Genomic DNA, 25,929 nt, shown 5'->3' on the forward strand with positions numbered 1-25,929 from the left:
AGCAGAAGCTAGATGTCCCTTAGTCGCGTCTCGGTCACCGCGGTGCGCAATCTGCACCCGGTGACCTTCTCCCCCTCCCCCCGCATCAATATCCTCCACGGCGCCAACGGCAGTGGCAAAACCAGCGTGCTGGAAGCCATCCACCTGCTCGGGCTTGCCCGTTCCTTTCGCAGTGCCCGCTTGTTGCCGGTGATTCAGTACGAACAACTGGCTTGCACGGTATTTGGCCAAGTCGAACTGGCAGAGGGTGGGCACAGCAGCCTGGGGATTTCTCGTGATCGCGGCGGTGAGTTCCAGATTCGCATCGACGGGCAAAATGCTCGCAGTGCCGCACAACTGGCAGAGATCCTGCCGTTGCAACTGATCAACCCTGACAGCTTCCGCTTGTTGGAAGGCGCGCCGAAGATCCGCAGGCAGTTCCTCGACTGGGGAGTGTTCCACGTGGAACCGCGATTCATGGCCACGTGGCAGCGCCTGCAGAAGGCCCTGCGGCAGCGGAACTCATGGCTGCGGCATGGTACACTTGACGCCGCTTCGCAAGCGGCCTGGGACCGGGAATTGTGCCTGGCCAGCGATGAAATAGATGAATACCGCCGTGCCTATATCAAAGCCTTGAAACCAGTCTTTGAGCAGACCTTGAGTGAGTTGTTGGATCTCGAGGGGCTGACGCTGAGTTACTACCGTGGCTGGGACAAAGACCGTGAGCTGAGTGCAGTGCTCGCGACGTCCCTGCAGCGGGATCAGCAAATTGGCCATACCCAGGCCGGACCCCAACGGGCTGATTTGCGTCTTAGATTAGGCGCACACAATGCTGCGGATATCTTGTCCCGCGGCCAGCAGAAGTTGGTGGTGTGTGCACTGCGGATCGCCCAGGGGCATCTGGTTAGCCAAGCCCGACGTGGTCAGTGTATTTATCTGGTGGATGACTTGCCGTCTGAACTCGACGAGCAACACCGCCGTGCGTTATGCCGCTTGTTGGAAGATTTACGCTGCCAGGTGTTTATCACCTGTGTAGACCACGAATTATTGAGGGAAGGCTGGCAGACGGAAACGCCAGTCGCTTTGTTCCACGTGGAACAAGGCCGTATCACCCAGACCCACGACCATCGGGAGTGAAGGCATGAGCGAAGAAAACACGTACGACTCGACCAGCATTAAAGTGCTGAAAGGTTTGGATGCCGTACGCAAACGTCCCGGTATGTACATTGGCGACACTGATGACGGTAGCGGTCTGCACCACATGGTGTTCGAGGTGGTCGACAACTCCATCGACGAAGCTTTGGCCGGTCACTGCGACGACATCAGCATCATCATCCATCCGGACGAATCCATTACCGTGCGCGATAACGGTCGCGGCATCCCGGTAGATGTGCACAAAGAAGAAGGTGTTTCGGCGGCAGAGGTCATCATGACCGTGCTCCACGCCGGTGGTAAGTTCGACGACAACTCCTACAAAGTCTCCGGTGGTCTGCACGGTGTGGGTGTGTCGGTGGTGAACGCTCTGTCCGAAGAGCTGATCCTGACGGTTCGCCGCAGTGGCAAGATCTGGGAGCAGACCTACGTCCACGGTGTACCGCAGGAACCGATGAAAATCGTTGGCGACAGCGAAACCACTGGTACCCAGATCCACTTCAAGCCCTCGGCTGATACCTTCAAGAACATCCACTTCAGCTGGGACATCCTGGCCAAGCGGATTCGTGAATTGTCCTTCCTCAACTCCGGTGTCGGCATCGTCCTCAAGGATGAGCGCAGCGGCAAGGAAGAGCTGTTCAAATACGAAGGTGGCTTGCGTGCGTTCGTTGAATACCTGAACACCAACAAGACTGCGGTCAACCAGGTGTTCCACTTCAACATCCAGCGTGAAGACGGCATCGGCGTGGAAATCGCCCTGCAATGGAACGACAGCTTCAACGAGAACCTGTTGTGCTTCACCAACAACATTCCACAGCGTGACGGTGGTACTCACCTGGTGGGTTTCCGTTCGGCGCTGACGCGTAACCTGAACACCTATATCGAAGCCGAAGGCCTGGCGAAGAAGCATAAGGTCGCCACCACCGGTGACGATGCCCGTGAAGGCCTGACCGCAATCATCTCGGTGAAAGTGCCGGACCCTAAGTTCAGCTCCCAGACCAAAGACAAGCTGGTGTCTTCCGAAGTGAAAACTGCGGTTGAACAGGAGATGGGTAAGTACTTCTCCGACTTCCTGCTGGAAAACCCGAACGAAGCCAAGCTGGTTGTCGGCAAGATGATCGACGCCGCACGTGCCCGTGAAGCGGCGCGTAAAGCCCGCGAGATGACCCGCCGTAAAGGTGCGCTGGATATTGCCGGCTTGCCAGGCAAACTGGCTGACTGCCAGGAGAAGGACCCTGCCCTCTCCGAACTGTACCTGGTGGAAGGTGACTCTGCTGGCGGTTCCGCCAAGCAGGGTCGTAACCGTCGCACCCAGGCCATCCTGCCGTTGAAGGGTAAGATCCTCAACGTCGAAAAGGCTCGTTTCGACAAGATGATTTCCTCCCAGGAAGTCGGCACCTTGATCACGGCACTCGGCTGCGGTATTGGCCGAGACGAGTACAACATCGACAAGCTGCGCTATCACAACATCATCATCATGACCGATGCTGACGTCGACGGTTCGCACATCCGTACCCTGCTGCTGACCTTCTTCTTCCGTCAGTTGCCCGAGCTGATCGAGCGTGGCTACATCTACATCGCCCAGCCGCCGTTGTACAAAGTGAAGAAAGGCAAGCAAGAGCAATACATCAAAGACGACGACGCCATGGAAGAGTACATGACGCAGTCGGCCCTGGAAGATGCCAGCCTGCACTTGAACGACGAAGCCCCGGGTATCTCCGGCGAGGCGCTGGAGCGTCTGGTTAACGACTTCCGTATGGTGATGAAGACACTCAAGCGCCTGTCGCGCCTGTACCCACAGGAATTGACCGAGCACTTCATCTACCTGCCGTCCGTAAGCCTGGAGCAGTTGGGCGACCACGCACACATGCAGGAATGGCTGGCCCAGTACGAAGTGCGCCTGCGCACTGTCGAAAAATCCGGCCTGGTGTACAAAGCCAGCCTGCGTGAAGACCGTGAACGTAACGTCTGGCTGCCAGAGGTCGAATTGATCTCCCACGGCCTGTCGAACTACGTCACCTTCAACCGCGACTTCTTCGGCAGCAACGACTACAAGACCGTTGTGACCCTCGGCGCGCAACTGAGCACCCTGCTGGACGACGGTGCTTATATTCAGCGTGGCGAGCGTAAGAAAGCGGTCAAGGAGTTCAAGGAAGCCCTGGACTGGTTGATGGCGGAAAGCACCAAGCGCCACACGATCCAGCGATACAAAGGTCTGGGCGAAATGAACCCGGATCAGCTGTGGGAAACCACCATGGACCCAGCTCAGCGTCGTATGCTGCGCGTAACCATCGAGGACGCCATCGGCGCAGACCAGATCTTCAACACCCTGATGGGTGATGCGGTCGAACCTCGCCGTGACTTCATCGAGAGCAATGCCCTGGCAGTGTCTAACTTGGACTTCTGATTCCGGTGTAGGTTGAAAGGATAGTTGCGATGTTTCACAAATAAATGTTCGACCAGCCCCTAGGGTTAGGTTGCCATTTTTGAAAAGGGCCCGCTTACAGCGGGCCTTTTTTTTGGTTCACGGAATCCTGTGAAACACAGAAACAAGAACGCCGATCTGATTGATGAACCCCGGCTAATCCAAAGAATTCAAAACCCAGGCAGTTATAACAGCGCCACCTTGTTTACTGCGCTAGACCATCTTCAGGGACGCTTGATCAGTTGCATAAAGTGCCAACGCTGCTATCAGTAAGGCTCCTCGGGTGCGAGCGCGCTACACTGGCAAAAATAGCTCGGGACGGGGTTCTGGAAGATGACGCTGGTAACGGATGAAGAGTTTGATGCCGCTTTGGCTGTGATGCAAAAGCTGCTTTGGGCTGATCCCCAGGATAGAGAGCGACTGCAAACGCTTGGCCTTAATCTCATCCCTTGCAATTTTTACTCAAGTACACCATCGATTTCCGAAACGTATAGCTCCTATGAATACAACGAATCAGAACCACCGTATCTGCACAGTGTCCTGTTTGATCAGGAAAAACTCCGGGCGGAGTTGATCAAGCTGATTCCGTACGCAGTGGATTTCAATCCTGCTGAAGTGGATGATCACGGAACTTGTACCTCCTATTTCTGGAAAAACGGCCAATTCACATGCAGTGATGCCATGGCCTATTACGCCTATGTCAGGCAGATCCGCCCGAAGACCATTGTGGAGATAGGCAGTGGGTTCTCATCACTGATTGCCCTGGAGGCGCTGGGCAAAAACGGAACGGGACGGTTGCACTGCATAGAACCTTTTCCGAGGCCCTTTATCACGTCGCTGAGCAACGAGGGCGCCCTTCAATTGGAAACGATACGTGCCCAGGATTTGACCGTTGAGATGTTGAATTCCACGCTGCAAGATGGCGATATCCTGTTTATCGATTCCACCCACACGGTCAAAACAGGTAGCGATTGCCTGCATATTTACCTTCGCTTGCTACCGAAAATAACCAGGAAAATATTTGTCCATGTTCATGATGTTTTTCTGCCCTTTGGTCTTCCACAGAAGTGGTTGATCGATCACCAGATCTACTGGACCGAACAGTATTTACTGCTGGCGCTGTTGATTGACAACCCACGCACGAAACTGTTGTTCGGCAATGCGTACCACAAACATTTCAACGATGATCTTTTGACCAAACTCATGCAGGGTCGATCTGAAAGCGGCGGGGCCAGTTTCTGGTTTGAGTTTGATGGGCGCATATCCACTACGGATTTAACCAGAGCAGGCGTCGAAGACCTCTAGAGTTGCGTATCCAGCGCCTTGAGTGGCTTTCGAACACTGAGGGCTCATCATCTATTTTGTGAGTCCACACCAGGCACAACACCAAAATAAAAAAGGCCAAAGCATAACGTTGGCCTTTTTTATTGCGTGGGAAATCAACTTCTGCAAAATGCTCCACGTGGAACATCGTGGTTTTTATCCATGAGAAGAAGCCGCCGCCACACTCTCCAACCGATACCCATACCCATAGATCGTCAACAGCTGCCAACCTCTATCAGCGGTAAGCCCGAGCTTGTTGCGTAGCCGATAGATATGCGTATCCAGTGGCCGCGAGGACACCATTTCTTCATGGGTCCAGAACCGCTCATAAAGGTACTCGCGTGACAGCGGCCGAGCCAGGTTGGCGAACAAGCAGCTCGCCAGGCGGTATTCGCGTTCGGTAAGGTTGATCGGTTTGCCTGCGCGTGTGACGGTCAACTCTGCATCGTCGAAGGTCAGGTCGTTGAAACTCTGCACTTCAGGGGTTGCCGATCTCTGCAGGCCATGCCGACGTAGAACGGCTGTCACTCGTGCCTTCAGTTCGTTAGGTCGAAAGGGTTTGCTGACGTAGTCGTCGGCCCCGCTGTTCAATGCGCTGACGATATCGCTTTCGGCATCACGGCTGGTGAGCATGATGACTGCAGGTGGCGACTCCATGTGTTCACGGGTCCAGCGCAATAAGGCAATACCGGTGATGTCGGGCAGTTGCCAGTCGAGTATCAGCAGGTCGAAGGTCTCCCGGCGCAATTGTCGCAGCAGGTCTTCGCCGCGCTCGAAGCAATGCAGTGTCCAGGGTTGTTCGGCGGTGCTGGGGATTTGTCGCAGTGTCTGTTCCACCCGTCGCAATTCAGCGGGTTCGTCATCCAGTATTGCGACACGCATGGGGGGGTCCTTTCTTCTTGAAGAGTACGGCAGTCGTATTGAGGGGCACGTACTGCGCAGATGCCGGTCAATGAATCTGAAGAATTGTGCTCAGGTTCGTCGACCCCTTGGATCTCTCGGTACGCTGGGATCAATAAGCGAATACGCCATTGAAAGCCCTCCATACCTATGTGGGAAAGATACCGGCTCCAAGCGTTAAGGAAAAGGATCAGCCGACGCATGCGCTGTCGTAAACTCCTGTGCCCCGATAGTGGATGCCCTTTGGACTCCCCGCCGTTATGAACATCCAGCAGGAAATTTTTTCCACCGTGTCGAAAATGAGCTTCACTGGGCTCAATGCGTCGTTCTATCACGTACGCGTGTCGGCTTACGCCGTGCAACGCCTGAGGAGGAATCGGGGGGCTATGCCATCTTCTATCGCACGCCAACAACTCAAGCGCGTTGATCCATGATGCTCTGGGGAAAGGCCGAAAAGCGCCAACCCACCCATGCCCAGCGCCTGTTCCACGGTCTGGTACGTGAGTGGTTATGGATCGGTTTGCTGCTGTTGCCAATCACTGCCTACCTCTCGATGAGTCCTGGCCTGGCCTTGAACAACCCGCTATACGACAGCCTTCGACGTCTGGCGCCCCTGCCGGTGGATCCGCGCATCCTGCTGGTAACCATCGATGACCCTAGCCTGAAGAAACTCGGCCAGTGGCCCTGGCCGCGCAGTGTGCACGCCGACCTGATCGATCGCCTGAGCGCGGCGCAGCCGGCCGGTATCCTGTTTGATGTGATCTTCAGCGAGCCCGGTAACCCGGTCAATGACAAGCGCCTGGCCGACGCGGTGTGCAACGCCGGCAACGTATTGTTGCCCTTGGCTCGTGACGATTCGGCCAGCTACAGCCAGTCTGGGGCACAAATGCTGTCGCTGCTCAAATGTGCCAAGGGTGTCGGGCATATCAATGTGGAGGCGGATAGCGATGGCGTGGTCCGCAGGCTGTATATGCGCGAGGGGCCAGCCGGTGCCACGGCGCTTCAGTTAGCGTGGCTGGCTTTCGCGATGAGCGGGCAATCGGCCGAGATGCCCGGGGAACCTCTGCCATCGATCACCCAGGATTGGCACCGGGAGCATGCGGTCCGTATCCCGTTTATTGCTGCCGACACCCATTTCCCGAGCGTGTCTTATGTCAGCGTATTACGTGGTGAGGTCCCTCCTGAGCGGTTGCGGGGCCGTCTGATTCTGGTGGGGGCGACAGCGTCGGGCATGGGCGATCGCTTTGTCACACCGCTCTCTCCTATGGCTGGCACCACAGCGGGTGTGGAGATCCAGGCCAATGTGCTCAATGGCTTGCTGCAAGATCGAAGTATTGTGGACTTGCCCGGCTGGCTGGCCGCACTGATCGCAACGTCCCTGGTGGCGATGTTGCTGGGCCTGCTGCTCTACCGCCCACGCTATGCGCTTTGGATGACCCTGGGGTGCATGTGCATGGCCTTGGTGGGTTCAGCGGCCTTATTGCGCCTGGGCTACTGGTGGTCGCCCGCGGCCTGTTTGATCGGTTTGCTGCTCAGCTACCTGATCTGGAATTGGCGGCGTCTCAGCGTGATCCTGGCCTACTTCGGCTGGGAATTGGCGCGCCTGGATAACGAACCCAAAGTCTTGCCCGAACGCCGCCGTGCACCTGCCAATAAGGGTGACGTATTACAGGGCCGTATCTTTGCCTTGGAGCAAGCCGTCAGTCGTACGCGGGACACCCGACGGTTTATGGCCGATGGGTTGGAATGCCTGCCGGTGGCGACGCTGATCACAGACACCCAAGGTAATGTCCTGTTGGCCAACCGCATCGCCCGGGAAGTGTTCGGCAATGACTTGATCAACCATAACCTTCTGGAGCAACTGGCCGACCTGGGTTATCCGCCGCTGCACAATGGCGTACGCCCTACCCTCTCGACACTGGAACTCGTTGAGTTTCGTGATATCCACCAACGCAGCCTGCGCATGGAGCTTGCCCCCTTGCTGCCGGCCGAAGGGGATGTCGCGCTGGGATGGCTGCTGAGCCTCACCGACCTGAGCAAGGAGCGCGAGGCCCAGCAGCATCGGGAAACCATGCTGCGCTTCCTCTCCCACGACTTGCGCGCCCCCCACTCGGCGATCCTCGCCCTGTTGGATGTGCACGACAGTGAGTCGCCGATATTTGCACAGATAGAGCAACAAGTACGCCGCGCCTTGAGCCTGACCGAATCATTTGTGCAACTGGCGAGGGCTGAGGCCGATGGCTACCAGTTCGAGCCTACGCTGTTCGCCATGTTGGTAATGGATGCCTTTGATCAAGTGGCCGTGATCGCCCAGCTCAAGGGGATTCACCTGGTCCACGATCTGGACGAGGCCGACGAAGGGATGGTGTCAGCCGATCAATCGCTGCTCACCCGCGCATTGTTCAATGTGCTGGAGAACGCGATCAAATATTCCCCGTCCGGTACCACTGTCCGGCTGCGACACAGCAGCGCGCAAGGCTGGCTGGAATGCCGCATCAGCGACCAGGGCCCAGGCATAGCCGCCGAGGATTTGCCTGAACTGTTCAGCCAGTACAAGCGCTTTGACTCGGCCCAAGGCAGCGAAGGGCTGGGGTTGGGACTGAGCATGGTCAAGGCGGTGGTGGAGCGTCATGGGGGCCGTATCGAGTGTGAAAGCACCGTGGGCAAAGGCACCACTTTCCGCCTGCAGTTGCCCTTGCTGGACGACTGCTAAAACGTACTTTTCCGCTGTGCATAAAAAACCGGTCTCAAGGACCGGTTTTTTAATGAAGGAAAAAACTTATGCACGTTTTTTGCGATTTTAATGGATTTGGAAATATCTAACTAAATCAACTTATTAGGACCAAAAAAAGCCAATTCGCCAACAAAGCGTACACAGGTTATCCACAGATGCTCATACCACCGGCGTCTCCACCACAATCGGCTCTGGCGGTAGGGAACCCATGGCCCGCTGCTGCGCTTCATTCCATGCCTGGGCACGGTCATTCAGCGCGGCAATGGCGCGTGGGCCTTCCCCTTCTGCGTACATTGGCTCGCCTATCACCACAGTGATGGTGCCTGCGCGTTTTGCCCAACCCGCCTTCGGCCAGAACTTGCCGGCGTTATGCGCAATCGGCAGCACCGGCAGGTTTGCGTTAACTGCCAATGCGGTACCGCCGCGAGAGAACTTGCCTACTGTCCCAAAGGGTACCCGCGTACCTTCCGGGAAGATCAGCACCCACACGCCATCCTTGAGCAGTTCATCGCCCTTCTTGGCGACGTGCTTGAGCGCCGCCTTGGGGTTGTCACGGTCGATGGCGATCGGGCGCAACATGGCCATGGCCCAGCCGAAGAACGGCACGTACAGCAGCTCGCGCTTGAGCACCTGGCTCAACGGCGAGAAGTAAGCCGAGAGGAAGAAGGTCTCCCAGGTGCTCTGGTGGTTCGACAGAATCACGCACGGCTGCTCCGGTACGTTTTCAGCGCCCTTGATCTCGAAACGAATGTTCAGGAACGCCTTGGTCAGCCACAACGCGCAGCGGCACCAATAGACGTTGATAAAGCGATAGCGCGCCTTGAACGGCAGGAACGGCGCAATAAAAAAGCTCAGGGTGCACCAGAGAAACGAACTGGTGCCCAGCAGCAGGTAAAAGAAAAAGGTTCTGATGGCCTGCAAAATCGACATGGCGGCATTTACCGTTGCGGGACATGGCCCGCCTGTTAAAAGCGCACTCCCGAACAGTCCTTGGCCAGGAAGTCGAGGGCGGCTAGTTGTTGATAAGTTCTGCGGCAACCGCCGCCAGATCGTCAAAAATCAAGGTGCCTACCGGCAGGTTTTTCGCCTGGGTCTTTTCGCCTTTCCCGGTCTTTACCAAAACTGGCTGAGAGTCGACGGCTTTGGCCGCCTCCAGGTCACCGAGGCTGTCCCCGACGAACCATATCCCAGCCAAGGGCACCTTGTAATGTTCTGCAATGGTTTTCAACATGCCAGGCTTGGGTTTGCGGCAATCGCAGCCCTCATCCGGCCCGTGAGGGCAGTACACCACCAGCCCCACTTCCCCGCCCTGCTCCGCCACCAGCGTGCGCAAGCGCGTGTGCATGGCGTCCAGGGTGGCGATGTCGTAATAGCCGCGGGCGATGCCGGACTGGTTGGTGGCGATGGCCACCGTCCAGCCGGCTTTGCTCAACTGCGCGATGGCCTCGATCGAACCGGGCAGTGGAATCCATTCCGCCACCGACTTGATGTAAGCGTCGGAGTCGTAGTTGATCACCCCGTCCCGATCGAGAATCAGCAGTTTCAACATGGTCAGCTCAGTGTCGAAATGTCAGCGATGTTGACGAACAGGCCACGCAGACGCGCCAGCATGGCGTAGCGGTTTTTCCGCACGCCGGCATCTTCGGCATTGATCATCACCGCTTCGAAGAACGCATCCACCGGCTCACGCAAGGTCGCCAGGCGTGCCAGGGCTTCGGCGTAATTGCGTTCGGCGATCAGCGGCTTCACCGCGTTCTCTGCCTTGGCAATGGCAGAATTCAGCGAGAACTCCTTGGCGTCGGCGAACAGGCCTGGGTCGACATCGGCGTTGCCCAGGCCTTCGGCCTTGCCCAGCAGGTTCGACACACGCTTGTTCACAGCGGCCAGGGCGTCGGCTTCCGGCAGCTTACGGAACGCCTGTACGGCTTGTACGCGTTGATCGAAGTCCAGCGCCGAACCCGGTTGCAGGGCACGTACCGACAGGTAGACGGAAACGTCCACGCCTTCGTCTTCATAACGCGCACGCAGGCGGTCGAACACGAACTCCAGCACTTGCTCGGCCAGGCCGGCTTGCTTGACCTTGCCACCGAACTGGCCGACCGCGAACACCACGGCCTGGGTCAGGTCGAGGTCGAGTTTCTTGTCGATCAGGATACGCAGCACGCCGAGGGCCGCGCGACGCAGGGCATACGGGTCTTTGCTACCGGTAGGCAGCATGCCGATACCGAAGATACCGACGAGGGTATCCAGCTTGTCGGCGATGGCCACGGCCGCACCGGTCAGGGTGGTCGGCAGCTCGGCGCCGGCGCCACGCGGCATGTACTGCTCGTTCAGCGCCAGCGCGACATCGTCCGCCTCGCCATCGTTGAGGGCGTAGTAGTAACCGGCAACGCCCTGCATCTCCGGGAACTCGCCGACCATTTCGGTGGCCAGGTCGCACTTGGACAGCAAGCCTGCACGCGCAGCCCAGGCGGCATCACCGCCGATGCGTGGGGCAATGTAGGCCGCCAGCTTGGAAACGCGCACGGCCTTGTCGTAGACGCTGCCAAGTTTTTCCTGGAACACCACGTTCTGCAGGCGCAGGTTGAAGTCTTCCAGCTTCTGCTTCTTGTCTTGCTTGAAGAAGAACTCGGCGTCAGTCAGGCGCGGACGCACGACTTTCTCGTTACCGGCGATGATCTGCTGCGGGTCCTTGCTTTCGATGTTGGCCACGGTGATAAAGCGCGGCAGCAACTTGCCGTCCACGTCCAGCAGGCAGAAATACTTCTGGTTGTCCTGCATGGTGGTGATCAGCGCTTCCTGCGGCACATCGAGGAAACGTTCTTCGAACGAGCACACCAGCGGCACCGGCCATTCAACCAGCGCGGTCACTTCGTCGAGCAGGCTTGGCGGCACGATGGCGGTGCCTTCCTGCAGGCGGGCGAGTTCTTCGGTGCGTTTGCTGATCAGCTCGCGACGCTCGTTGGCATCGGCCAGCACGTAGGCAGCACGCAGATCGGCGGCATAGTTAGCCGGCGAAGTGATGCGCACCGCTTGTGGATGGTGGAAGCGATGGCCACGGGAATCACGGCCAGCTTTCTGGGCGAGGATGGTGCAATCGATGACCTGGTCACCGAGCAGCATCACCAGCCACTGGGTCGGGCGCACGAACTCTTCCTTGCGCGCGCCCCAGCGCATGCGCTTGGGAATCGGCAGGTCGTTCAGGGAGTCTTCGACGATGGTCGGCAACAGGCTGGCGGTGGGCTTGCCTGTGATGACCTGGCTGAAACGCAGTTTCGGGCCGCTCTGGTCGATCTCGCTCAGCTCGACGCCACACTTCTTGGCGAAGCCCAGTGCGGCTTGGGTCGGGTTGCCTTCGGCGTCGAAAGCCGCCTGGCGTGGCGGGCCGTCGAGGTTGATGCTGCGGTCCGGCTGCTGGGTTTCCAGCGCGGTCAGCAACACGGCCAGGCGGCGCGGTGCGGCGTAGACTTTTTTCGCTTCAAATTTCAGGCCGGCGCTCTGCAGGCCTTTTTCGATACCGGCCAGGAACGCATCGGCCAGGGTATTGAGTGCCTTGGGTGGCAGCTCTTCGGTGCCCAGTTCAACCAGGAAATCTTGAGCACTCATTGTGCAGCCTCCAGCTTAGCCAACACTTCATCACGCAGGTCCGGGGTGGCCATCGGGAAGCCCAGCTTGGCGCGAGCCAGCAGGTAGGCTTGAGCGACGGAACGCGCCAGGGTGCGTACACGCAGGATGTATTGCTGGCGCGCGGTTACCGAGATGGCACGACGGGCGTCCAGCAGGTTGAAGGTATGGGAGGCCTTCAACACCATTTCATAGCTCGGCAACGGCAGCGGCTGGTCGAGTTCGATCAGGCGCTTGGCTTCGCTTTCATAGAAGTCGAACAGTTCGAACAGCTTGTCGACGTTGGCGTGTTCGAAGTTGTAGGTCGATTGCTCCACTTCGTTCTGGTGGAACACGTCGCCATAGGTCACTTTGCCGAACGGGCCGTCAGCCCACACCAGGTCGTAGACCGAATCCACGCCCTGCAGGTACATGGCCAGGCGCTCGAGGCCGTAGGTGATCTCACCGGTTACCGGGTAGCACTCGATGCCACCGGCCTGCTGGAAGTAGGTGAACTGGGTGACTTCCATGCCATTGAGCCAGACTTCCCAGCCCAGGCCCCAGGCGCCGAGGGTGGGCGACTCCCAGTTGTCTTCGACGAAACGGATGTCGTGCACCAGCGGGTCGAGGCCCACGTGCTTGAGCGAGCCCAGGTACAGTTCCTGGAAGTTGTCCGGGTTCGGCTTCAGGACTACCTGGAACTGATAGTAGTGCTGCAGACGGTTCGGGTTTTCGCCGTAGCGGCCGTCAGTCGGGCGACGACTGGGCTGCACATAAGCGGCGTTCCAGGTTTCCGGGCCGATGGCCCGCAGGAATGTAGCGGTGTGGAAAGTGCCGGCGCCTACTTCCATATCGTAGGGCTGAAGTACCACACAACCTTGCTCGGCCCAGTATTGCTGGAGGGCGAGGATCAAGTCTTGGAAGGTACGCACGGCTGGCGTAGGCTGGCTCACGAAATTCACCTGTTACTTGGGCTGCGATTTAAAGAGCGGGAGTATACCCGATTCGGCCGCGCCACCATCCCCTGGAGCCTTATGCCACGCTGCTTTTGGTGTTCTGAAGATCCGCTGTACATGGCTTATCACGATCAGGAGTGGGGAACGCCGCTGCGCGATGCGCAGGGTTTGTTCGAGTTGCTTTTGCTCGAAGGGTTCCAGGCGGGCCTGTCCTGGATCACCGTTTTACGCAAACGCGAGCATTATCGAAAGGTCTTGTTTGGTTTTGATGCCCTGCGTCTGGCACAGCTGACCGATGCCGAGATCGAAGCGCTGATGCTTGACCCTGGCATTGTGCGTAACCGCCTCAAGCTCAATGCCACCCGGCGCAACGCCGCAGCCTGGCTGGCGCTTGAAGATCCGGTGGGGTGGCTCTGGTCGTTTGTCGGCGGCGTGCCCAAGGTCAACCATTTCAAGGACCGCAGCGAAGTGCCGGCTATTACGCCGGAGGCTGAAGCCATGAGCAAAGCACTCAAGAAAGCCGGCTTCACCTTTGTCGGCCCGACCATCTGTTACGCGTTCATGCAGGCCTCGGGCATGGTCATGGACCATACCCAGGACTGCGACCGTTACGCGGACTTGGTCAACGCCGGTTAGAATGGCGGCTTTGCGCACCACACACGATCAGGAGTGACCTGTGGAAAAGTTTAAAGGCGCCTTGCTGGTAGGCGCTCTTCGGTTGTTTGCCCTATTGCCCTGGCGCGCGGTTCAAGCGGTCGGCACGGCCATCGGCTGGATCATGTGGAAAACCCCTAACCGCTCCCGTGACACGGTGCGGATCAACCTCTCTAAATGCTTCCCGGACATGGACCCCGCCGCGCGCGAGCGCCTGGTTGGCCAGAGCCTGAAGGACATCGGCAAGTCCCTGACCGAAAGCGCCTGCGCCTGGATCTGGCCGGCCCAGCGCTCCATCGACCTGGTGCGTGAAGTCGAAGGCCTCGAGGTGCTGCACGAAGCCCTGGCCTCGGGCAAAGGTGTGGTCGGTATCACCAGCCACCTGGGCAACTGGGAGGTGTTGAACCACTTCTATTGCAGCCAGTGCAAACCGATCATTTTTTACCGTCCGCCCAAGCTCAAGGCGGTGGATGAATTGCTGCGCAAGCAGCGCGTACAACTGGGTAACCGCGTGGCGGCGTCCACCAAGGAAGGCATCCTCAGTGTGATCAAGGAAGTGCGCAAAGGCGGCCAGGTGGGTATTCCGGCCGACCCGGAGCCCGCGGAGTCCGCCGGGATCTTCGTGCCGTTCTTCGCCACCCAGGCGCTCACCAGCAAGTTCGTGCCGAACATGCTCGCCGGCCACAAGGCGGTCGGTGTGTTCCTGCATGCCCTGCGGCTGCCGGACGGTTCGGGCTACAAAGTGATCCTGGAAGCGGCGCCGGAAGACATGTACAGCACCGACACCGCCACGTCCTGCGCGGCGATGAGCAAAGTGGTGGAGCGTTATGTCGGCGCCTACCCGAGCCAGTACATGTGGAGCATGAAGCGCTTCAAGAAACGCCCGCCGGGTGAGGCGCGGTGGTACTGACCCAGAGCCAATCCAAAACCAAATGTGGGAGGGGGCTTGCTCCCGATAGCAGTGTGTCAGCCAATGCATAGTTGACTGAACCACCGCTATCGTGAGCAAGCCCCCTCCCACATTTTCGATCTGCTTAGCTTTGGCGCTCGAGTTTCTTCAGGAACACCGTCATCTCTTTCTCGGCCTGCTTGTCGCCATGGGCCTGGGCCGCTTCGATGCCCTTCTCCCACGCCTGTCGCGCCGCGGCGTTATCACCCTGCCCCAGCTGCGCCTTGCCCAACAACTTCCACGCCGCCGAATACTTCGGATCGAACTCGACGCATTTGTGCAAATGCTCCGCCGCCTTGGCATTGTCCTTCAGATCCAGATAACCCTTGCCCAACCCAAAGCGCAGCAGGGAATTATCCACACCCTTGGCGAGCATTTTTTCCAGGGATTCGAGCATGTCGGTCACTCCGGTTGATCAGAAAAAGCTCAATCCCACGTGGAACAGCTTCTCCACATCGCGGATATGTTTTTTATCCACCAGGAACAGGATCACGTGGTCACCCGTGGCGATCACCGTGTCGTCGTGGGCGATGATCACTTCCTCATCACGAATGATTGCGCCAATGGTGGTGCCCGGCGGCAGGCCTATATCGCGGATGGCCTTGCCGATCACTTTGCTCGACTTCGAATCACCGTGGGCAATCGCTTCGATGGCCTCCGCCGCGCCCCGGCGCAGGGAGTGCACGCTGACGATATCGCCACGGCGCACGTGGGCAAGCAAGGTGCCGATGGTGGCCAGTTGCGGGCTGATGGCGATGTCGATATCGCCGCCCTGGATCAGGTCGACGTAGGCCGGGTTGTTGATGATGGTCATGACCTTCTTGGCCCCCAGCCGCTTGGCCAGCAGCGACGACATGATGTTGGCCTCGTCATCGTTGGTCAGGGCCAGGAAAATATCCGCATCGGCGATGTTTTCTTCCATCAGCAGGTCGCGGTCCGAGGCACTGCCTTGCAGTACGACCGTGCTGTCCAGGGTGTCGGACAAATGCCGGCAGCGTGCCGGGCTCATCTCGATGATTTTCACCTGGTAGCGACTCTCGATCGCTTCGGCCAGACGCTCGCCAATCTGCCCGCCGCCGGCGATGACGATGCGTTTGTAGCTCTCATCGAGCCGACGCATTTCACTCATGACGGCACGAATATTCGCTTTGGCAGCGATGAAGAATACTTCGTCATCGGCCTCGATCACCGTATCGCCCTGGGGCAGGATCGGCCGGTCACGTCGGAAAATCGCGGCTACGCGGGTTTCCACATTCGGCATGTGTTCACGCAGTTGACGCAACTGCTGACCCACCAGCGGCCCACCGTAGTAGGCCTTCACGGCCACCAGTTGCGCCTTGCCGCCGGCGAAGTCGATCACCTGCAAGGCGCCGGGGATTTCGATCAGGCGCTTGATGTAGTGGGTGACGACCTGTTCCGGGCTGATCAGCACGTCCACGGGGATAGCGTCGTTATCAAACAGACCGGCGCGGGTCAGGTAGGCGGCTTCACGCACCCGGGCGATCTTGGTCGGGGTGTGGAACAGGGTGTGGGCGACCTGGCAGGCGACCATATTGGTCTCGTCGCTGTTGGTGACCGCGACCAGCATGTCGGCGTCGTCGGCACCCGCCTGACGCAGCACGGTGGGAAACGACGCCCGGCCTTGTACGGTGCGGATATCCAGGCGGTCGCCCAGGTTGCGCAGGCGCTCGGCATCGGTGTCGACCACGGTGATGTCATTGGCTTCACTGGCCAAATGTTCGGCCAGTGTGCCGCCAACCTGCCCTGCTCCAAGGATGATGATTTTCATCCGGTCACTCCCTTAAACCCGTTCAGCCGCGCGCGGCGGCGATCTTGATCAGTTTGGCGTAGTAGAAACCATCATGCCCGCCTTCCTGCGCAAGTAACTGGCGGCCATGGGGCTGCTTGATACCGGCGGCCGTGGCGAGGTCCAGTTCCCGTGCGCCGCTGGTGCGGGCGAGAAAGGCTTCGATCACCTCGGTGTTTTCGGTGGGCAAGGTGGAGCAGGTGGCGTAAAGCAGGATGCCGCCGACTTCGAGGGTCGGCCACAGTGCGTCGAGCAGTTCGCCTTGCAGCACCGCCAGGGCGGCGATGTCGTCGGGTTGGCGGGTGAGCTTGATGTCCGGGTGACGGCGGATCACACCGGTGGCGGAACACGGCGCGTCAAGCAGGATGCGTTGGAACGGTTTGCCGTCCCACCAGGTGGCGGTGTCGCGGCCGTCGGCAGCGATCAGCTCGGCGCTGAGGCCCAGGCGCGCGAGGTTCTCCCGTACACGCACCAGACGCTTGGCTTCCAGATCGACCGCCACTACACCGGCCAGGTCCTTTTCGACTTCGAGGATGTGACACGTCTTACCGCCCGGAGCACAGCAGGCGTCCAGTACACGCTGACCGGGAGCCAGGTCGAGCAGGTCGGCGGCCAGTTGCGCGGCCTCGTCCTGCACACTGATCCAGCCTTCGGCGAAGCCCGGCAGACTGCGCACGTCGGTGGCCGCTTCCAGCACGATGCCGTCGCTGCTGTACACGCATGGCGTGGCGTTGATCCCTGCGCTCGTCAGCAAGTGCAGGTACGCATCACGGCTGTGATGGCGACGGTTGACCCGCAGGATCATCGGAGGGTGGGCGTTGTTGGCCGCGCAAATGGCTTCCCATTGCTCTGGCCAGAAGGCCTTCAGGGATTTTTGCAGCCAGCGCGGGTGAGCAGTGCGCACCACCGGGTCATGTTCCAACTCGGCCAGCAGCGCTTCGCTTTCGCGCTGGGCGCGGCGCAGTACCGCGTTGAGCAGGGCCTTGGCCCAGGGCTTTTTCAGCTTGTCGGCGCAACCGACGGTTTCACCGATGGCGGCGTGGGCCGGCACGCGGGTGTAGAGCAGCTGATAGAGACCGACCAGCAGCAGCGCCTCGACATCAGCATCGGCCGCCTTGAAAGGTTTTTGCAGCAGCTTGGCTGCCAGCGCCGACAACCGTGGTTGCCAGCGGGCGGTGCCGAAGGCCAGGTCCTGGGTGAAACCACGATCGCGGTCTTCGACCTTGTCCAACTGCGTGGGCAGCGAACTGTTCAGCGAAGCCTTGCCGTTGAGTACGGCGGCCAGGGCCTTGGCGGCGGCCAGACGCGGGTTCATTGGGCTGCCACCCCGAGGATCGTGCCCAGGGAAAATTTCTCACGGCGACTGTTGTACAAATCGCTGAAATTAAGCGCCTTGCCACCGGGCAATTGCAGACGGGTCAGGCACAGCGCCTGTTCGCCGCAAGCGACCAGCAGCCCCTCCTTGCTGGCACCGATGATTTCACCGGGTGCGCCTTTGCCGTCGGCCAAGGTCGCGGCCAACACTTTCAAGGCTTCGCCATTGAGGGTGCTGTGGCAGATCGGCCACGGGTTGAAGGCACGCACCAGGCGTTCCAGCTCCACAGCCGGGCGGCTCCAGTCGATGCGGGCTTCGTCCTTGTTCAGCTTGTGGGCGTAGGTGGCCAGGCTGTCGTCCTGCACCTCACCTTGCAGGGTTCCGGCAGCGAGACCGGCAATGGCCTGGATCACGGCGGGCGGGCCCATCTCGGCTAGGCGGTCGTGTAGGCTGCCACCGGTGTCTTGGGCCGTGATCGGAGTGGTGACCTTGAGCAGCATCGGGCCGGTGTCCAAACCCGCCTCCATGCGCATCACCGTCACGCCGCTTTCGCTGTCGCCTGCCTCCACGGCACGCTGGATCGGCGCCGCACCGCGCCAGCGTGGCAGCAGTGAGGCGTGGCTGTTGATACAGCCCAGGCGTGGAATATCCAGCACGACCTGGGGCAGGATCAAACCGTAGGCCACCACCACCAGCAAGTCCGGTTGCAGCGCCGCCAGTTCAGCCTGGGCCTCGGCGTTACGCAGGGTCGGCGGTTGCAGCACGGGGATGTTGTGCTCAAGCGCCAACTGCTTGACCGGGCTCGGCATCAGTTTTTGCCCGCGACCGGCCGGGCGATCCGGCTGGGTGTACACCGCGACGATGTCATAAGGGCTGGCAAGCAGGGCCTTGAGGTGTTCGGCGGCAAATTCAGGCGTGCCGGCAAAAACAATGCGCAATGGCTCGGTCATGGGAGGTCTCGGTTAAAAGCAGTCACAAAAGAAAAAGGCTTGCCGCAGCAAGCCTTTGGAAGGAGGGCATCAAGCTTGCTGGCGATGCTTTTTTTCCAGCTTCTTCTTGATCCGGTCGCGTTTGAGCGTGGACAGGTAATCGACAAACAGCTTGCCATTGAGGTGGTCGCATTCGTGCTGGATGCACACGGCCAGCAGGCCTTCGGCAATCAGTTCGAACGGTTTGCCGTCGCGGTCGAGGGCCTTGATCTTCACGCGCAGCGGGCGCTCGACGTTCTCGTAGAACTCCGGTACCGAGAGGCAGCCTTCCTGGTATTCGCCCATCTCGTCGGTCAACGGTTCGAACTCGGGGTTGATATACACCCGCGGTTCGCTGCGATCTTCCGACAGGTCCATGACCACGACGCGCAGATGCACGTTGACCTGGGTGGCGGCGAGGCCGATACCAGGCGCTTCATACATTGTTTCAAACATGTCATCGACCAGCTGACGAACCTTGTCGTCCACTACGGCCACCGGCTTGGCGATTGTGCGCAGGCGCGAGTCGGGGAATTCGAGGATGTTCAAAATAGCCATAAGCGTAATTGCTGCACATGTGAGGTAAAGGCAAATCGGCAGTGGGAATGGACCCATACGGCCGGTGTGAAACGCCCGAAAGCCGCGAAGGCCCTGGCATTTCACGCGAACGCACATAATAAAGGAGATTCACCCCATGAGGAAATCGCTACTTATCCCCCCATTTCGAGACTGCCCCTCGACCGTAATAAATAGCCTGCTAAATAAGTTACCAACAGAGTTATCCACAGCTTGTTCCGGTCAAGGATGATCAGATGCTTTCGAAAAACTGCAATGAAATTTCCCCTTCAGAACTGGAAGCCCGCCTACGCCTGCACAGGCTGCCGGAGGTAGGCCCGAAGCGTTTTAGGTTGTTGATCGAAGCGTTCGGCAGCGCTTCAAAGGCCATCGGTGCCCCGGCCAGCGCGTGGCGCTCCTTGGGGTTGTCACCCATCAGCGCCGATGCCCGCCGTAGCCATGAGATCCGCGACGGCGCCAGTGAGGCGTTGGCCTGGTTGGAACGTCCGGACCAGCATTTGCTGATGTGGGACCAACCTGAGTACCCGGCACTGCTCGCCCAGATAGATGATGCCCCGCCGCTTTTATTTGTCGCCGGCGACCCCGGGATCCTGGAAAAACCGCAACTGGCGATGGTCGGCAGCCGCCGTGCATCCCGCCCAGGCATGGACACGGCCGCCGCATTTTCCCGCAGCCTGGCGAGCGCCGGTTTTGTCATCACCAGTGGCCTTGCGCTGGGAATCGACGGTGCGGCCCATCAAGCCGCTTTGGATGTGGGGGGTCATACAATCGGCGTACTCGGCACGGGCCTGGAAAATCTTTATCCACAGCGCCATCGACGGCTTGCGGCGGCGATGATTGCCCAAGGCAGCGCCGTGGTTTCCGAGTTTCCGCTGGACGCCGCGCCCCAGGCCGGTAACTTCCCCCGGCGCAACCGCATCATCAGCGGCCTGTCCCTGGGCGTGCTGGTGGTGGAGGCCAGCATGGCCAGCGGCTCGCTGATCACCGCCAAGCTCGCGGCCGAGCAAGGGCGCGAGGTGTATGCAATCCCGGGCTCCATCCATCATCCGGGGGCCAAGGGGTGTCACCAGTTGATCCGTGATGGGGCGATGCTGGTGGAAACCATTGAACACATCCTCGAAGGCTTGCGTGGCTGGCAGGCATTGTCACGCCCGGCGCCGATGCCTGTGATACATCCGCTGGTGGCGCTGTTGCACGCGGCGCCCCATACCAGCGAAGCCCTCGCGCTGGCCAGTGGGCGGCCGTTGGCCCAGGTGTTGGCGACCCTCACGGAGTTGGAACTTGAAGGCCTGGTGATCTGCGAAAGCGGGCGCTGGCTTGCGCGTGGCCAGCTTTTGTAGCGGCCAGTTTTTTGGAACTAGGTTTTGTAAAGAAGATCGGTAAACTGCCCAGAGCTTTAGTCCGGAGAGTAAACAATGGTCAACAGGTGGCGTGTGCTGGAAGCCGCACGAGAAATTCGCGCAGGCGCGGTGATTGCCTATCCAACCGAAGCGGTCTGGGGCCTGGGTTGCGATCCCTGGAACGAAGAGGCGGTGGATCGGCTGCTGGCGATCAAGAACCGTTCGGTGGACAAGGGCCTGATCCTGGTGGCAGACAATATTCGCCAGTTCGACTTTCTGTTCGAAGACTTCCCGGATACCTGGATCGAACGCATGGCCAGCACCTGGCCCGGACCGAATACGTGGTTGGTGCCGCATCAGGATTTGTTGCCGGAGTGGGTCACCGGTGTGCACGACACGGTGGCGCTGCGGGTGAGCGATCATCCGCTGGTACGGGACTTGTGCGCGCTGGTGGGGCCGTTGATTTCCACCTCAGCCAACCCCCAGGGCCGTCCGGCGGCGCGCACGCGGATTCGTGTGGAGCAGTACTTCCGCGGGCAGGTGGATCTGGTGCTGGGTGGTGCCCTGGGTGGGCGCAAGAACCCGAGCCTGATTCGCGATTTGGCAACGGGTGAGGTGGTGCGGCCTTCCTGAGACCGCGTCGCACCCATCGCGGGCAAGCGCCCTCTCACATTTGAACCGTGTCCGTCATGACAACACGGTCAAATGTGGGAGGGGGCTTGCCCCCGAAGAAGCCCTCAAGGCAACAGAATGGTCGACCCAGTGGTACGCCGCCCCGACAACTCCGTCTGTGCCTTCGCCGCGTCTGCCAGCGAATACCGCTGGTTGATATCAATGCGCACCTTGCCGCTCTTGATCATCGAAAACAGATCATCCGCCATCACCTGCAGGTTCGCCGGATTGTTGGCGTAGGTCGCCAGGGTCGGCCGTGTCACGTATAGCGAGCCTTTGGCCGCGAGTATCCCCAGGTTCACCCCATCCACCGCGCCCGACGCGTTGCCAAAGCTCACCACCAGGCCACGTGGCGCCACGCTGTCCAATGAGGTCAGCCAGGTGTCCTTGCCGACACCGTCGTAGACCACGGGCACCTTTTTGCCGTCAGTCAACTCCAGCACGCGCTGTGCGACATTTTCCTTGCTGTAGTCGATGGTTTCCCATGCGCCGAGGGATCTGGCCAGGGCGGCTTTTTCTGGCGAGCTCACGGTACCGATCAGCTTCACGCCCAGTGCCTTGGCCCATTGGCAGGCCAGGGAGCCCACGCCACCGGCGGCGGCGTGGAACAGGATGGTCTCGCCACCTTTGAGCTCATAGGTCTGGCGCAGCAGGTATTGCACGGTCAGGCCCTTGAGCATCGCGCCGGCGGCTTGTTCGAAGCTGATGTCGTCCGGCAGGTGCACCAGGTTGGCGGCGGGCAGCACGTGCAACTCGCTGTAGGCCCCAAGTGGGCCGCTGCCGTAGGCCACGCGGTCGCCGACTTTAAATTGCGTGACTTCGCTGCCCACCGCATCAACCACACCGGCGCCTTCTGCGCCAAGCCCCGATGGCAGGGCCGGCGGCGCGTAAAGGCCACTGCGGAAATAGGTATCGATGAAATTCAGGCCAATCGCCTCGTTACGCACTCGAACCTGCTGCGGGCCGGGCTCTGCCGGTGTGTAGTCCACATATTCAAGTACGTCGGGGCCGCCATGGGCGCTGAACTGGATACGTTTGGCCATCTGCACTTCTCCTGAGGTCGAATTCGCGTAGCCCCCTATCGGACTCCTAAGCTTGATCTTCGTCAACTGCGGCGCTCCTAAGTGCAGTGCTGTCCAAGTGCAGTGGTATCCTGTGCGCCCATTTGCCGCCGACGCCCCACGGCTTCGCGTAGCTTTGCCCGATTCAAGGTGATGTCATGACTACTCGCACCGAGGCTGTCAAAGCCTACCTGCTCGACCTGCAAGACCGCATTTGCAGCGCCCTGGAAACCTTCGAGACGGACACTCGCTTTATCGAAGACGCCTGGACCCGGCCTGCCGGCGGCGGCGGTCGCACCCGTGTGATCGAGAACGGCTCGGTCATCGAAAAGGGCGGCGTTAACTTTTCCCACGTGTTCGGCAGCGGCCTCCCACCGTCAGCCAGTGCGCATCGCCCCGAGCTGGCCGGTCGCGGCTTTGAAGCCCTGGGCGTGTCGCTGGTGATTCATCCGCACAACCCACACGTGCCGACGTCCCACGCCAACGTGCGTTTTTTCATCGCCGAAAAAGAAGACGAAGAGCCGGTGTGGTGGTTCGGTGGCGGCTTCGACCTCACGCCCTACTACGGCAACGAAGAAGACTGCATTCACTGGCACCGCGTGGCCGAGCAGGCCTGCGCGCCGTTTGGCCCGGACGTTTACTCGCGCTACAAGGCCTGGTGCGATACCTACTTCCACATCAAGCACCGCAACGAGCCCCGTGGTATTGGCGGTCTGTTTTTCGATGACTTGAACGAGTGGGACTTCGACACCTGCTTCGCCTTCATCCGCGCCATCGGCGACGCCTACATCGACGCCTACCTGCCGATTGTGCAACGTCGCAAAGCCAGCGCGTATACCGAACAGCAACGCCAGTTCCAGGAATTCCGTCGCGGCCGCTACGTTGAATTCAACCTGGTCTACGACCGTGGCACCCTGTTCGGCCTGCAATCGGGCGGGCGTACCGAGTCGATCCTGATGTCGCTGCCGCCCCAAGTGCGCTGGAGCTACGACTGGAAAGCCGAGGCCGGCAGCGAAGAAGCACGCCTCACCGACTACTTCCTGCAAGACCGCGATTGGCTGGGCGTCGCGGCGCCCAAGGCGGCTGTCTGATGGATCGTTATGTGGTGTTCGGCAACCCCATCGGCCACAGCAAATCGCCGCTGATTCACCGTATGTTCGCCGAGCAGACCGGCGAACAACTGGACTACAGCACCTTGCTCGCGCCCCTGGAGGATTTCACCGGCTGTGCCCGTGAGTTTTTCCAACAGGGCCGAGGTGCCAACGTCACCGTGCCGTTCAAGGAAGACGCCTACCGCCTGGCCAACAGCCTCACCGAGCGGGGCCAGCGCGCCGGGGCGGTGAACACCTTGAGCAAACTGGCCGACGGTACGTTGCTCGGCGACAACACCGACGGCGCCGGCCTGGTGCGTGACCTGACGGTAAACGCCGGCTTGAATCTGCAAGGCAAACGCATCCTGTTGCTGGGCGCGGGTGGCGCGGTAAGGGGCGCGTTGGAGCCGTTGCTGGCTGAACGGCCCGCTTCGTTGATCATCGCCAACCGTACCGTGGAAAAAGCCGAATTGCTCGCCGAGCTGTTCGACGACCTGGGCCCGGTGTCCGCCAGTGGATTCGACTGGCTGCGTGAGCCGGTGGACGTGATCATCAATGCCACGTCCGCCAGCCTGTCAGGCGATGTACCGCCGATTGCCGGCAGCCTGATCGCACCGGGCAAGACATTTTGCTACGACATGATGTACGCCAAGCAACCCACCGCGTTCTGCCGCTGGGCCAGTGAGCAAGGCGCAGCCGTGGCGATGGATGGCCTGGGCATGCTGGTGGAGCAAGCGGCTGAAGCGTTCTTCCTGTGGCGTGGTGTGCGTCCGGATTCGGCGCCGGTGTTGGCTGAACTGCGCCGACAGTTGGCGCAGTAATCAATCTTCAAACTGGATGGGGCATTTATCGGCCCCCTCCAGTTTTTTCAACTCTTCCACCACCTGTGGCCTGGCGCGGCGCAATGTCAGGCTACGGCCCAGCCCGTTTAAACGACGCGCCTCCTGGTGCAGCATCTCCACCCCGGAATAGTCGATAAAGTTGATCTGCTGCGCCTCGATCACCACCCGCTCACCCTGCAAGCTTTGCAGGCGCACTTGCAGGTAATGGCTGGCGCCAAAGAAGATCGACCCACCGACGCGCAACACATCCTCTTCCCCATCACGCCATTGCTGTACCCGTGGCTGCGACGTGCGCTTAAGGTAGAAAAACAACGACGCCAACACCCCCGCATAAATCGCCGTTTGCAACTCCAGCAACAAGGTGGCGACACAGGTCAGACTCATCACTACGAACTCTGCGCGGCTCACGCGGAACAACGCACGAATACCCCGACGATCCACCAGGCCCCAGGAAATCAGCAAGATGCTGGCGGCCATGCTCGGGATCGGAATATGTGCGATCAATGCCGCGCCAAACAGCGCAAACAAGGCCACCCATACTGCGGAAAACACCCCGGCCAACGGCGAACAGGCGCCCGCCTCATAGCTGAGGCCGGAGCGGGTGAACGACCCTGCCGACAGATACCCGGAGAAAAATCCGCCAACGATATTGGATAAACCCTGGGCGCGAACTTCCTGGTTGGCATCGAGCAATTGTTGCGAACGGGCCGACAGCGAACGGGCAATCGACAGGCTGGTCACCAGCCCCAGCATGCCCACCGCAACGGCGCTGGGCAGCAGGCGCAGGATCATGTCCGGATCCAGCGGCAACGGGCTGAACGGTGGCAGCTTGCCGATAAACGAACTGACCAGCGCCACATGTCCGAACATCGTCGGCCATAGCCACGTTGCCAGGCTACCCAGGGTCAGTGCGATCAGTAGCGTTGGCCAGCGAGGCACAAGGTATTTGAGCAACGCGCCCAACAGCAAAGTACCGAGCCCAAGGGCAAGGGAGGCGTGGTCCCACTCGCCAGCGTGGTCGATCAGCGCCAGCAGGCTATTGATCGCTGTGGCCTGGCTCGGTAAATCCAGGCCCAGCAGATTGGGCAACTGCCCGAGGGCAATCACCACGGCGGCACCGAGGGTAAAACCCAGCACCACCGAATGCGAGACGAAGTTCACCAGCGCGCCAAAGCGCAGCATGCCCAGCAGCCACTGGAATACCCCGGCGAGGAATGTCAGCAACAGGATCAGGGTGATGTAGTCCTGAGACCCCGGCACGGCCAACGGGCTGACGCTGGCGTACAGCACGATGGAAATCGCTGCCGTGGGGCCACAGATCAGGTGCCAGGATGAACCCCACAGGCAGGCGATCAGCACCGGGATGATGGCGGCATACAGACCGTACTCCGGTGGGAGACCGGCGATCAGCGCGTAGGCAATCGACTGGGGCAGCGCGAGCACGGCGCCGCTGAGGCCGACCAGCGCGTCACGGCCCACAGTGGCTCGGGTTTGACGCGGGAGCCAGCTGAGGAAGGGGAAGAGTGTATGGCGGTTGGGCCGGGGCATTTATAACTCGGCTGAAAAGGTTTGACTCAGGGTA

Annotated in this window: 22 protein-coding genes; 10 read left to right on the plus strand and 12 right to left on the minus strand. The window is 60.0% G+C overall.

Annotated features, from left to right (window positions below):
* Positions 1-12: 12 nt before the first annotated feature.
* The 3 genes from recF (at position 13) to BLQ09_RS07075 (ending at position 4,861) form a co-directional block, all read left to right on the plus strand.
* Positions 13-1,116 carry a DNA replication/repair protein RecF gene (gene recF / locus BLQ09_RS07065; protein ID WP_027608164.1) on the plus strand — a complete coding sequence of 368 codons (1,104 nt, stop codon included), beginning with the start codon at positions 13-15 and terminating at the stop codon, positions 1,114-1,116.
* A gap of 4 nt (positions 1,117-1,120) precedes the next feature.
* A complete protein-coding gene (gyrB, locus tag BLQ09_RS07070; RefSeq protein ID WP_027608163.1) occupies positions 1,121-3,538 on the plus strand; it encodes a DNA topoisomerase (ATP-hydrolyzing) subunit B in 2,418 nt (805 codons plus the stop codon).
* A 351-nt stretch (positions 3,539-3,889) separates the two neighbouring features.
* Positions 3,890-4,861 (plus strand): class I SAM-dependent methyltransferase, encoded by a 972-nt coding sequence (locus tag BLQ09_RS07075; protein WP_092355991.1) that lies wholly within the window; start codon positions 3,890-3,892, stop codon positions 4,859-4,861.
* 174 nt (positions 4,862-5,035) lie between these two features.
* On the opposite strand, the gene BLQ09_RS07080 is transcribed toward BLQ09_RS07075, so the two are convergent.
* Positions 5,036-5,761, minus strand: coding sequence for a response regulator transcription factor (locus BLQ09_RS07080; RefSeq protein ID WP_027608161.1), 726 nt, complete (start codon positions 5,759-5,761; stop codon positions 5,036-5,038).
* 448 nt (positions 5,762-6,209) lie between these two features.
* Here BLQ09_RS07080 and BLQ09_RS07085 point away from each other — a divergent pair, with 448 nt between their 5' ends.
* Complete coding sequence (locus BLQ09_RS07085; RefSeq protein ID WP_092355994.1) at positions 6,210-8,492, plus strand: CHASE2 domain-containing protein; 2,283 nt, start codon at positions 6,210-6,212, stop codon at positions 8,490-8,492.
* A 180-nt stretch (positions 8,493-8,672) separates the two neighbouring features.
* On the opposite strand, the gene BLQ09_RS07090 is transcribed toward BLQ09_RS07085, so the two are convergent.
* From BLQ09_RS07090 to glyQ, 4 genes are all read right to left on the minus strand, one after another.
* Positions 8,673-9,443 carry a lysophospholipid acyltransferase family protein gene (locus BLQ09_RS07090; RefSeq protein WP_027608159.1) on the minus strand — a complete coding sequence of 257 codons (771 nt, stop codon included), beginning with the start codon at positions 9,441-9,443 and terminating at the stop codon, positions 8,673-8,675.
* An 82-nt stretch (positions 9,444-9,525) separates the two neighbouring features.
* A complete protein-coding gene (gene gmhB / locus BLQ09_RS07095) occupies positions 9,526-10,062 on the minus strand; it encodes a D-glycero-beta-D-manno-heptose 1,7-bisphosphate 7-phosphatase (RefSeq protein WP_166655292.1) in 537 nt (178 codons plus the stop codon).
* Positions 10,063-10,064: 2 nt separating this feature from the next.
* Positions 10,065-12,119 (minus strand): glycine--tRNA ligase subunit beta, encoded by a 2,055-nt coding sequence (gene glyS, locus BLQ09_RS07100; protein ID WP_074848083.1) that lies wholly within the window; start codon positions 12,117-12,119, stop codon positions 10,065-10,067.
* Positions 12,116-13,069 carry a glycine--tRNA ligase subunit alpha gene (gene glyQ, locus BLQ09_RS07105; protein WP_003187265.1) on the minus strand — a complete coding sequence of 318 codons (954 nt, stop codon included), beginning with the start codon at positions 13,067-13,069 and terminating at the stop codon, positions 12,116-12,118. Before glyQ ends, glyS begins: the two co-directional genes overlap by 4 nt.
* Before the next feature lie 81 nt (positions 13,070-13,150).
* On the opposite strand from glyQ, the gene BLQ09_RS07110 reads away from it, so the two are divergent.
* Positions 13,151-13,708, plus strand: a complete 558-nt coding sequence (locus BLQ09_RS07110) for a DNA-3-methyladenine glycosylase I (RefSeq protein ID WP_027608156.1) — start codon at positions 13,151-13,153, stop codon at positions 13,706-13,708.
* A gap of 40 nt (positions 13,709-13,748) precedes the next feature.
* The gene (locus tag BLQ09_RS07115; RefSeq protein WP_027608155.1) at positions 13,749-14,636 is read left to right on the plus strand and encodes a lysophospholipid acyltransferase; all 888 of its coding nucleotides are present in this window, start codon (positions 13,749-13,751) and stop codon (positions 14,634-14,636) included.
* 124 nt (positions 14,637-14,760) lie between these two features.
* Here the strand turns inward: BLQ09_RS07115 and BLQ09_RS07120 are convergent, their stop codons facing one another.
* The 5 genes from BLQ09_RS07120 to def form a co-directional block, all read right to left on the minus strand.
* Positions 14,761-15,072 carry a tetratricopeptide repeat protein gene (locus BLQ09_RS07120; protein WP_027608154.1) on the minus strand — a complete coding sequence of 104 codons (312 nt, stop codon included), beginning with the start codon at positions 15,070-15,072 and terminating at the stop codon, positions 14,761-14,763.
* An 18-nt stretch (positions 15,073-15,090) separates the two neighbouring features.
* Positions 15,091-16,464 carry a Trk system potassium transporter TrkA gene (gene trkA, locus BLQ09_RS07125; RefSeq protein ID WP_027608153.1) on the minus strand — a complete coding sequence of 458 codons (1,374 nt, stop codon included), beginning with the start codon at positions 16,462-16,464 and terminating at the stop codon, positions 15,091-15,093.
* A 22-nt stretch (positions 16,465-16,486) separates the two neighbouring features.
* Positions 16,487-17,797 carry a 16S rRNA (cytosine(967)-C(5))-methyltransferase RsmB gene (gene rsmB, locus BLQ09_RS07130; protein ID WP_092355997.1) on the minus strand — a complete coding sequence of 437 codons (1,311 nt, stop codon included), beginning with the start codon at positions 17,795-17,797 and terminating at the stop codon, positions 16,487-16,489.
* Positions 17,794-18,747, minus strand: a complete 954-nt coding sequence (gene fmt, locus BLQ09_RS07135; RefSeq protein ID WP_027608151.1) for a methionyl-tRNA formyltransferase — start codon at positions 18,745-18,747, stop codon at positions 17,794-17,796. Before fmt ends, rsmB begins: the two co-directional genes overlap by 4 nt.
* Positions 18,748-18,816: 69 nt before the next feature.
* Positions 18,817-19,323, minus strand: a complete 507-nt coding sequence (def, locus tag BLQ09_RS07140; RefSeq protein ID WP_005783383.1) for a peptide deformylase — start codon at positions 19,321-19,323, stop codon at positions 18,817-18,819.
* Between the two features lie 254 nt (positions 19,324-19,577).
* On the opposite strand from def, the gene dprA reads away from it, so the two are divergent.
* Both dprA and BLQ09_RS07150 read left to right on the plus strand, forming a co-directional pair.
* Positions 19,578-20,681, plus strand: coding sequence for a DNA-processing protein DprA (gene dprA, locus BLQ09_RS07145; RefSeq protein ID WP_092355999.1), 1,104 nt, complete (start codon positions 19,578-19,580; stop codon positions 20,679-20,681).
* 75 nt (positions 20,682-20,756) lie between these two features.
* Positions 20,757-21,314, plus strand: coding sequence for an L-threonylcarbamoyladenylate synthase type 1 TsaC (locus BLQ09_RS07150; RefSeq protein WP_027608149.1), 558 nt, complete (start codon positions 20,757-20,759; stop codon positions 21,312-21,314).
* A 104-nt stretch (positions 21,315-21,418) separates the two neighbouring features.
* On the opposite strand, the gene BLQ09_RS07155 is transcribed toward BLQ09_RS07150, so the two are convergent.
* On the minus strand, positions 21,419-22,396 hold the full coding sequence (locus BLQ09_RS07155; RefSeq protein ID WP_027608148.1) for a quinone oxidoreductase family protein: 978 nt from the start codon (positions 22,394-22,396) through the stop codon (positions 21,419-21,421).
* Positions 22,397-22,572: 176 nt separating this feature from the next.
* On the opposite strand from BLQ09_RS07155, the gene hemF reads away from it, so the two are divergent.
* A complete protein-coding gene (gene hemF, locus BLQ09_RS07160; RefSeq protein ID WP_092356002.1) occupies positions 22,573-23,505 on the plus strand; it encodes an oxygen-dependent coproporphyrinogen oxidase in 933 nt (310 codons plus the stop codon).
* Positions 23,505-24,326 (plus strand): shikimate dehydrogenase, encoded by an 822-nt coding sequence (gene aroE, locus BLQ09_RS07165; protein ID WP_092356005.1) that lies wholly within the window; start codon positions 23,505-23,507, stop codon positions 24,324-24,326. Before hemF ends, aroE begins: the two co-directional genes overlap by 1 nt.
* Here aroE and BLQ09_RS07170 read toward each other — a convergent pair whose 3' ends face one another.
* A complete protein-coding gene (locus tag BLQ09_RS07170) occupies positions 24,327-25,895 on the minus strand; it encodes a SulP family inorganic anion transporter (RefSeq protein ID WP_092356008.1) in 1,569 nt (522 codons plus the stop codon).
* Positions 25,896-25,929 lie beyond the last annotated feature (34 nt).

It is taken from the genome of Pseudomonas sp. NFACC25, assembly GCF_900100935.1.
GTDB classification, from domain to species: Bacteria; Pseudomonadota; Gammaproteobacteria; order Pseudomonadales; family Pseudomonadaceae; genus Aquipseudomonas; species Aquipseudomonas marginalis.